The 7,460-nt window shown below is 67.7% G+C and carries 12 protein-coding genes and 1 pseudogene; 10 read left to right on the forward strand and 3 right to left on the reverse strand.

Going from position 1 to position 7,460, the window contains the following annotated elements:
• The 5 genes and pseudogenes from QM569_RS03980 to QM569_RS04000 all read left to right on the forward strand — a co-directional run.
• A pseudogene (locus tag QM569_RS03980) lies at positions 1 to 201 on the forward strand (30S ribosomal protein S3); the annotation flags it as partial.
• Positions 202 to 203: 2 nt separating this feature from the next.
• The gene (gene rplP / locus QM569_RS03985; RefSeq protein WP_414985933.1) at positions 204 to 620 is read left to right on the forward strand and encodes a 50S ribosomal protein L16; all 417 of its coding nucleotides are present in this window, start codon (positions 204 to 206) and stop codon (positions 618 to 620) included.
• A 16-nt stretch (positions 621 to 636) separates the two neighbouring features.
• Positions 637 to 831 (forward strand): 50S ribosomal protein L29, encoded by a 195-nt coding sequence (gene rpmC, locus QM569_RS03990; protein WP_414985934.1) that lies wholly within the window; start codon positions 637 to 639, stop codon positions 829 to 831.
• Between the two features lie 13 nt (positions 832 to 844).
• Positions 845 to 1,114, forward strand: coding sequence for a 30S ribosomal protein S17 (gene rpsQ / locus QM569_RS03995; protein ID WP_414985935.1), 270 nt, complete (start codon positions 845 to 847; stop codon positions 1,112 to 1,114).
• Positions 1,115 to 1,198: 84 nt separating this feature from the next.
• The gene (locus QM569_RS04000) at positions 1,199 to 1,705 is read left to right on the forward strand and encodes a peroxiredoxin (RefSeq protein ID WP_414985936.1); all 507 of its coding nucleotides are present in this window, start codon (positions 1,199 to 1,201) and stop codon (positions 1,703 to 1,705) included.
• Positions 1,706 to 1,765: 60 nt separating this feature from the next.
• On the opposite strand, the gene QM569_RS04005 is transcribed toward QM569_RS04000, so the two are convergent.
• Positions 1,766 to 2,257, reverse strand: coding sequence for a GNAT family N-acetyltransferase (locus QM569_RS04005; RefSeq protein WP_414985937.1), 492 nt, complete (start codon positions 2,255 to 2,257; stop codon positions 1,766 to 1,768).
• A 318-nt stretch (positions 2,258 to 2,575) separates the two neighbouring features.
• Positions 2,576 to 3,253, reverse strand: coding sequence for a cytochrome b/b6 domain-containing protein (locus QM569_RS04010; RefSeq protein WP_414985938.1), 678 nt, complete (start codon positions 3,251 to 3,253; stop codon positions 2,576 to 2,578).
• A gap of 107 nt (positions 3,254 to 3,360) precedes the next feature.
• Between QM569_RS04010 and QM569_RS04015 the strand changes: the two genes are divergently transcribed.
• Positions 3,361 to 3,825: a c-type cytochrome gene (locus QM569_RS04015; RefSeq protein ID WP_414985939.1), complete on the forward strand. Its 465-nt coding sequence runs from the start codon at positions 3,361 to 3,363 to the stop codon at positions 3,823 to 3,825.
• 62 nt (positions 3,826 to 3,887) lie between these two features.
• On the opposite strand, the gene QM569_RS04020 is transcribed toward QM569_RS04015, so the two are convergent.
• Entirely contained in the window at positions 3,888 to 4,391 is a 504-nt protein-coding gene (locus QM569_RS04020; RefSeq protein ID WP_414985940.1) for a peroxiredoxin family protein, read from the reverse strand.
• Positions 4,392 to 4,487: 96 nt separating this feature from the next.
• Between QM569_RS04020 and QM569_RS04025 the strand changes: the two genes are divergently transcribed.
• The 4 genes from QM569_RS04025 to ptsP all read left to right on the forward strand — a co-directional run.
• Complete coding sequence (locus QM569_RS04025) at positions 4,488 to 5,018, forward strand: hypothetical protein (protein ID WP_414985941.1); 531 nt, start codon at positions 4,488 to 4,490, stop codon at positions 5,016 to 5,018.
• A gap of 37 nt (positions 5,019 to 5,055) precedes the next feature.
• Positions 5,056 to 5,502, forward strand: coding sequence for a PTS sugar transporter subunit IIA (locus tag QM569_RS04030; protein ID WP_414985942.1), 447 nt, complete (start codon positions 5,056 to 5,058; stop codon positions 5,500 to 5,502).
• Positions 5,471 to 5,740 (forward strand): HPr family phosphocarrier protein, encoded by a 270-nt coding sequence (locus tag QM569_RS04035; RefSeq protein WP_414985943.1) that lies wholly within the window; start codon positions 5,471 to 5,473, stop codon positions 5,738 to 5,740. The genes QM569_RS04030 and QM569_RS04035 overlap by 32 nt, the downstream gene beginning before the upstream one ends.
• The coding region (gene ptsP, locus QM569_RS04040; protein WP_414985944.1) for a phosphoenolpyruvate--protein phosphotransferase at positions 5,737 to 7,460 on the forward strand (1,724 nt) is incomplete at its 3' end. The genes QM569_RS04035 and ptsP, both read left to right, overlap by 4 nt.

The following is a 7,460-nucleotide window of genomic DNA, read 5'->3' on the forward strand; positions in this document are numbered from 1 at the left end:
CGCGGCCCGCGCCGTGACGGCCGCCCTGGTGGCGACCGCGCCGGTGCAGGCCGTGGCGCCCGCCGCCCCGCAGGCGGCAATGCCGCCCCCGCCGATGGCAGCGACAAGCCTGCAGAGGCTGGTGGCGCCGACAACACCGCCGTTAAGCGCGTTCGCAAAGTCGCCGCGCCCGCTACAGCAGCGGACGGCAAAGGAGAATAAACATGCTGCAACCTGCTCGCCGCAAATACCGCAAGGAGCAAAAGGGCCGTAACACCGGCGTCGCCACCCGGGGCAACTCGGTGGCCTTCGGTGACTTCGGCCTGAAGTGTACGGACCGTGGCCGCCTGACCGCCCGTCAGATCGAAGCCGCCCGCCGTGCCATCTCGCGCCACGTCAAGCGTGGCGGCCGCATCTGGATCCGCGTGTTCCCGGACAAGCCCATTTCCACCAAGCCCGCAGAAGTGCGTATGGGTAACGGTAAGGGCAACCCCGAGTACTACGTGGCCGAAATCCAGCCCGGCAAGATCGTCTTCGAAATCGTTGGCGTGCCCGAAGAACTGGCCCGCGAAGCGTTCCGCCTGGCCGCTGCCAAGCTGCCGCTGCGCACCACGTTCGTCTCGCGCCTGATCGGCGCGTAATTCAGGAGAACAAGAAATGAAAGCTGCTGAACTGCGCCAAAAAGACGCCGCCGGTATCGAGACCGAAATCAAGGCCCTGCAAAAGGCCCATTTCGGCCTGCGCATGCAAAAGGCCACGCAACAGTTGGGCAACACCAACACGCTGCGTACCACCCGCCGCGCCATCGCCCGCGCCAAGACCATTCTTGCTGAAAAGCAAGCCGCCAAGTAAGTAGGAAGCGAACATGACGGAAGCTAAAAAATCCCTCAAGCGCACCTTGGTCGGCAAGGTGATCAGCGACAAGCGCCAAAAGACCGTGACCGTGCTGGTCGAGCGCCGTGTGAAGCACGAGCTCTACGGCAAGATCGTTGCGAAGTCGAGCAAGTACCACGCCCACGACGAAAAGGGCGAGTACAAGCTGGGCGACGTGATCGAAATCACCGAGAGCCGCCCGCTCTCCAAGACCAAGAACTGGGTCGCGACCCGCTTGGTGCAAAAGGCCAGCCTGGTCTAAGCCCTTTGGTTTGACCGGCTGCAAAGCCTCTCGAAACGGCCCACCATGTGGGCCGTTTTGTTTTTTCACTCAAGGAGTTAAGCAATGATCCAAGTCGGAGACACCCTGCCCGCCACCGTGCTGATGGAATATTCCGAAGTCGAGGGCGAAGGCTGCAGCATCGGCCCCAACCCCGTTCCCGTGGACAAGGCCACGGCGGGCAAGACGATTGCCCTGTTCGCCGTGCCCGGCGCGTTCACGCCCACCTGCTCGGCCAAGCACGTGCCGGGCTACCTGGAGAAGGCCGACGAGTTCAAGGCCGCAGGCGTGGACGAAATCTGGTGCCTGAGCGTGAACGACGCCTTCGTCATGGGCGCCTGGGCGCGCGACCAGAAGACGAACGGCAAGATCCGCATGCTGGGCGATGGCGACGCCGCCTTTGCCAAGGCCACCGGCCTCACGCTGGACCTGACGGGCAAGGGCCTCGGCCTGCGCAGCAACCGCTACTCGATGCTGGTCAAGGACGGCAAAGTGGTCACGCTCAACGTGGAGGCACCCGGCAAGTTCGAGGTGAGCGACGCGGCCACGCTGCTGGCACAGGCCAAAGGCTGATTTGCTATTGATTTGGTAGCTTGCGGCGCTTGCTGTATAAGCGCTAGAGGCCGAAAACACTTAAAAGATATCGACCTTCAGGTAATGCGCCCCCGCAATGGGGTTGTGGTAGTAGGGCGGGATTTCCTCGAAGCCCAGGTCGGTATAGAGCGCACGGGCCGACTCCATGTCGTCCAGCGTGTCGAGCAGCACGCAGGCGTAGCCCGCCTGCCGCGCGCAGTCCAGGATGGCCTCGGCCAGCTCGCGGCCCAGGCCGAAGCCACGGAAGGCGCGGCGCACGTACAGGCGCTTCATCTCGGCGGCGTTGGGGTAGTCGGCGTTGTCCAGCGGGCGCAGGGCGCAGCAGCCTGCGATGGCGCCCTCCACCTCGGCCAGCAGCAGGGCGCCGCGCGGTTCGGCGTAGTCGCCGGGCAGGGCGGCCAGTTCGCTCTCGAAGTCCTGGAAGTCCAGGTCTATGCCCAGCGATGCGGCGTATTCGCGGAAGATGTCGCGCACCGCGTCCATCTCGGCGGCTGAGGCGGGGGTGCGCAGGGTGACGGAAGGCTTGTCCAAAACACAAAGGCTTGTGAAACGGCGGAAGCCGCAGTGTAGCGAGTCCGCTTTAGAGCGTGTTTACGATCTGTTCATGGTGCCCGCAAGGCAGCAAACAGCCGCAATCTAGGCGCGCGCCGCAGGCCATGCTGGTGGCCTGGACAAGGTGCGCAACGACGAGTGCGGCTGTTTGCTGCCTTGCCCGAAGGGTTGCCCCGCCAAGGGGGCATCTGCCGCGTTGCAAATGCTCGCCGGGCCACCAGCCCGGCTGCGCTTTGCGCCTTGCACCTGCCCCCTTGGCGGGGCAACGGGCACCATGAACAGATCGTAAACACGCTCTTAGAACGCTGGCGCGGCGGCGCCCAGCGAGGCCACCCACCACGCCAGCGCGCCGCTGGCCGCCAGCACCAGCAGCGCCACGGCGCGGCTCACCCAGTCGTCGCGCGAGGCCGGTGCGGGCGCGGCCAGCACCTTGTCGCCATGCAGCATGGGCCGCACCAGGCGCTGGCGACGCACCACCACGTAGAACAGGATGGCGAGCAGGTGCAGCGCCACCAGGCCCAGTACCAGGTACTGGCCGATGTCCTTGTGGTACCCCGTGGCCTGGCCGACCACGGCGCCCGGGACGAAGCGCGTCAGCGGCCCGGCGAAGGCGATCTCGTCGTCGCTCATCAGCCCGGTGGCGACCTGCGCCGCCAGCACCGCCAGCAGGCCGAACACCGACAGCGCGCCCAGCGGGCTGTGGCCGATGCCGTCCTCGGGGTGCGGCGTGCCGCGCAGGTAGCGCAGCAGCCGCGCGGGCGAGTACAGGAAGGCGCCAAAGCGCGACCACCGCCCGCCGACCAGCCCCCACACGATGCGGAACACCAGCAGCGCCAGCGTCGCGCAGCCCAGGCGCAGGTGCCATTCCATGGCGTTGCCGCCCACTTTGGCGGTGACGACCAGCCCGATGACGCAGGCGGCCAGTGACCAATGAAAGAGGCGGGTGGGCAGGTCCCAGATGCGGACGGTGTGCATGGCGGTGTTTGGTTGACTGCGGCAGTGGGCCATGGCTGCATTGTGCGCAAGAAGCGTCTCTGGCGGCATACTGGTCTAGTTCCCCCACGATGAGACAAGGAAACCCCATGAAGAAGACAAAAGCCCTATCCGCATGGGCCCTGGCTGCTGCAACCCTGAGCCTGTCGGCCCCTGCCGCCGCGCAGTTTGCCAAGGCCGAGGACGCCATCAAGTACCGCCAGAGCGCCCTGTTCGTCATGGGCCAGCACTTCGGTCGCCTGGGTGCCATGGCGAATGGGCGCATTCCGTTCGACGCCAAGGCCGCGCAGGAGAACGCCGATGTGGTGGCGCAGATGGCGCAACTGCCCTGGGCCGGGTTCGGCGCGGGCACCGACAAGGGCGCGCCGACCAAGGCCAAGCCCGAGATCTGGGCCGAGCAGGCCCAATTCAAGGAGCATGCCGACAAGCTGCAGGCCGAGTCGGTGAAGCTGGCGGCTGCCGCCAAGACGGGCAGCCTGGACAACTTGAAGGCCGCGTTCGGCGCGACGGCGGGCACGTGCAAGGCGTGCCATGACAGCTATCGCGCCAAATAACGATTGCTATCGTTTAAATAGCTGCTGGCGCTTATCCAATAAGCGCTGGAGGCCGATTTGACTCAGGTTTCGGCCAGCAGCTTCTCGATGAGCTGGTGCAATTCAGGGAAGTCCGGCGCGCCCACGTAGGTCTTCACGATCTCGCCGCGCTTGTTGACGATGAAGGTGGACGGCGTCAGCCGCACGTCGCCCCACGCCTTGGCGACGTTGCCCGTGTTGTCGATGGCGACCGAGAACGGCAGCTTGCGCGTCTCGGAAAAGTTGACCACGTAGCTCGGCGGGTCGTAGCTCATGGCGACGGCCAGGGTGTCGAAGCCGCGCGCCTTGTACTTGTCGTGGGTGGCGACGATCTGGGGCATCTCGGCCACGCAGGTGGTGCAGCTCGTGGCCCAGAAGTTGACCAGGGTGACCTTGCCCTTGAGGTCGGCGGTGGTGCGGCTCGTGCCGTCCAGCAGCACGAAGGTGGATTGGGGCGCGGCGGAGCGGCCCGTGTCCAGATAGACATAGGCGCCCACGGCGGCAAACGCCGCCACCGCCACACCTGCCGCCCAATGCTTGATCGCCATGACTTTCCCATCCATCCAGAAACACCCGGCATTGTGCCGGAGCAGCCCTGTTGGAGCGCATCGGAAGGTCGAAAGTTCGATGCCGATAATCGTTGGATGCACAAGATACCCATCGCAGTGCTGGGCGTGCTCGGCCTGGCCGCCTGCAGCCCTGCGCTGAACTGGCGCAGCGTACCCTGGCCCGAGGCGGCCATCACCATCACGCTGCCCTGCAAGCCCGACCGCGCCACGCGCATGGTGGAACTGGCCGGGGCGCCGGTGGAGCTTTCCATGGCGGGCTGCGAGGCGGACGGCGCCATGTTCGCCGTGTCGCACGCGGCGCTGGCGGACCCGGCGCAGGTGGGCGCGGCGCTCACGCACTGGCGCGCGGCCGTCCTGGCCAACCTGGGCAGCGGCGCCACCGCCACCGACACGGCCTACGCGCCCCCCGGCGCGCTGCCGCTGCCGCAGTCGGTGCGCACCGTGGCGCGGGGCCAGCGGCCCGACGGCGGCGCGGTCAGTGCCCAGGCCGTGTGGTTTGCGCGCGCCGTGGGGCCCAAGGTGCGGCTCTACCACGCGGTGGTGTACACCGACAAACCCCGCCCCGAGGTGGCCGACGCCTTCTTTGCGGGCCTGGCACTGCAATGAGCAGCACCAGACATAATGCGCGGCAACCCACCACACCATGACCAGCATCCTTCTCATCGCCCATGCCCCGCTGGCCCATGCGCTGCGCGAATGCGTGCTGCACGTGTTCCCCGACTGCGGCGACAGCGTGGCCGCGCTGGACGTGCAGCCCAACATGCCTCCTGAGGAATCCCTGGCGCAGGCCCGCATCCTGCTGGGGCAGCTGGGCGCGCATTCCACGCTGGTGCTGACCGACGTGTTCGGCGCCACGCCGTGCAACGTGGCGCAGCGCCTCGTGGACGGCGTGGGCGCGCGCCTGGTGACGGGCGTGAACCTGCCCATGCTGCTGCGCGCCGTGACCTACCGCGCCGAGCCGCTGGACGCCGTGGTCAACCGCGCCGTGGTGGGGGGCACGCAAGGGGTGATGCAGGTCGCCATCGCCGCGCCGCAGAACCAGAACCGCCGAAACCGACATGATCAAGACCACCACGACCATCAGCAATAAACTGGGCCTGCACGCCCGCGCCTCGGCCAAGCTCACCAAGCTGGCGGGCAGCTTTCCGTGCGACGTGTTCATGAGCCGGGGCGACCGGCGCATCAACGCCAAGAGCATCATGGGCGTGATGATGCTGGCGGCGGGCATGGGTACCGAGGTCGAGATCGAGACCAGCGGCGAGCGCGAGCAGGAGGCCATGGACGCGCTCCTGGCCCTCATCGCAGACAAGTTCGGCGAGGGCGAATGACCTTCTCCGTCCACGGCCTCGCAGTCGCCCGCGGCATCGCCATCGGCCGTGCCGTGCTGGTGGCGTCCAGCCGCGTGGACGTGGCGCACTACTTCATCGAGCCGCACCAGACCGCTGACGAGATCGAGCGCGTGCGCCGGGGCCGCAACGCCGTGGTCGATGAGCTGCAGCGCCTGCAGGCCGACATGCCCGCCGATGCCCCGCACGAGCTGGCCGCGCTGCTGGACGTACACCTGATGCTGCTGCAGGACGAGGCCCTGACGGTCGGCGTCAAGCACTGGATCACCGAGCGCCTGTACAACGCCGAATGGGCGCTGACCACGCAGCTCGAAGTCATCGCCCGCCAGTTCGACGAGATGGAGGACGACTACCTGCGCGAGCGCAAGGCCGACCTGGAGCAGGTGGTCGAGCGCATCCTGCGCCACATGAAGGGCGTCGCCAGCCCCGTGGTGCCGCCGCCCGCCAGCCCGCGCCGCCAGCACATGCAGCTCGGCCTGCAGCAGGACCTGCTGCCGGGCGACCTGGTGGACGTGCCCCTGGTGCTGGTGGCGCACGACCTCTCGCCCGCCGACATGCTGCAGTTCAAGCAAAGCGTGTTCGCGGGCTTCGTGACCGACGTGGGCGGCAAGACATCGCACACCGCCATCGTGGCGCGCAGCATGGACATCCCCGCCGTGGTCGGCGCGCGCGCGGCCAGCCAGCTGGTGCGGCAGGACGACTGGGTCATCATCGACGGCGACGCGGGTGTGATGATCGTGGACCCCTCGCCCATCATCCTGGCCGAATACGGCTTCCGCCAGCGCCAGGCCGAGCTGGAGCGCGAGCGCCTGGCGCGCCTGCGGCACACGCCTGCCGTCACCATCGACGGCCACAAGGTGGAGCTGCTGGCCAACATCGAGCAGCCCGGCGACGCGACCGCCGCCGTGCGCGCCGGGGCCGTGGGCGTGGGCCTGTTTCGCAGCGAATTCCTGTTCATGGGCAAGAGCGGCAACCTGCCCGGCGAGGACGAGCAGTACCGCGCCTACTGCGAGGCCATCGAGGGCATGCAGGGTCTGCCCGTCACCATCCGCACCATCGACGTGGGCGCCGACAAGCCGCTGGACCACAAGGGCCACAAGGACAGCAGCCACTACCTGAACCCCGCCCTGGGCCTGCGCGCCATCCGCTGGAGCCTGGCCGACCCGGCGATGTTCCGCACGCAGCTGCGCGCCGTGCTGCGCGCCGCTGCGCACGGCCAGGTCAACCTGCTGTTCCCCATGCTCGCGCACGCGCACGAGATACAGCAGACGCTGGCCCAGGTTCAATTCGCCCGCGCCGAGCTGGACGCGCGCGGCGTGCCCCACGGCCCCGTGCAACTGGGCGCGATGATCGAGGTGCCCGCCGCCGCGCTCATGGTGCGCACCTTCCTCAAGTACTTCGACTTCCTGTCCATCGGCACCAACGACCTGATCCAGTACACCCTGGCCATCGACCGCGCCGACGAGGCCGTGGCCCACCTCTACGACCCGCTGCACCCCGCCGTGCTGCGCCTGGTGGCCGACGTGATCGCCGAAGGCGCGGCGCAGGGCAAGAGCGTGTGCGTGTGCGGCGAGACGGCGGGCGACGTGACCATGACGCGCCTGCTGCTCGGCCTGGGCCTGCGCAGCTTCAGCATGCACCCGGCGCAGATCCTGGCCGTGAAGCAGGAAATCCTGCGCGCCGACACCCGCAAGCTCGCGCC

This window comes from Acidovorax sp. (genome assembly GCF_047607405.1).
GTDB lineage: Bacteria > Pseudomonadota > Gammaproteobacteria > Burkholderiales > Burkholderiaceae_C > Acidovorax.

Bases quoted from the DNA above. Each gene is read 5' to 3' on its own strand.
- QM569_RS04025 (WP_414985941.1), top strand. From the start codon at position 4,488: ATGCACAAGATACCCATCGCAGTGCTGGGCGTGCTCGGCCTGGCCGCC.
- QM569_RS04000 (WP_414985936.1), top strand. From the start codon at position 1,199: ATGATCCAAGTCGGAGACACCCTGCCCGCCACCGTGCTGATGGAATAT.
- QM569_RS04020 (WP_414985940.1), bottom strand. From the start codon at position 4,391: ATGGCGATCAAGCATTGGGCGGCAGGTGTGGCGGTGGCGGCGTTTGCC.
- QM569_RS04030 (WP_414985942.1), top strand. From the start codon at position 5,056: ATGACCAGCATCCTTCTCATCGCCCATGCCCCGCTGGCCCATGCGCTG.
- rpsQ (WP_414985935.1), top strand. From the start codon at position 845: ATGACGGAAGCTAAAAAATCCCTCAAGCGCACCTTGGTCGGCAAGGTG.
- QM569_RS04035 (WP_414985943.1), top strand. From the start codon at position 5,471: ATGATCAAGACCACCACGACCATCAGCAATAAACTGGGCCTGCACGCC.
- rplP (WP_414985933.1), top strand. From the start codon at position 204: ATGCTGCAACCTGCTCGCCGCAAATACCGCAAGGAGCAAAAGGGCCGT.
- rpmC (WP_414985934.1), top strand. From the start codon at position 637: ATGAAAGCTGCTGAACTGCGCCAAAAAGACGCCGCCGGTATCGAGACC.
- QM569_RS04010 (WP_414985938.1), bottom strand. From the start codon at position 3,253: ATGCACACCGTCCGCATCTGGGACCTGCCCACCCGCCTCTTTCATTGG.
- QM569_RS04015 (WP_414985939.1), top strand. From the start codon at position 3,361: ATGAAGAAGACAAAAGCCCTATCCGCATGGGCCCTGGCTGCTGCAACC.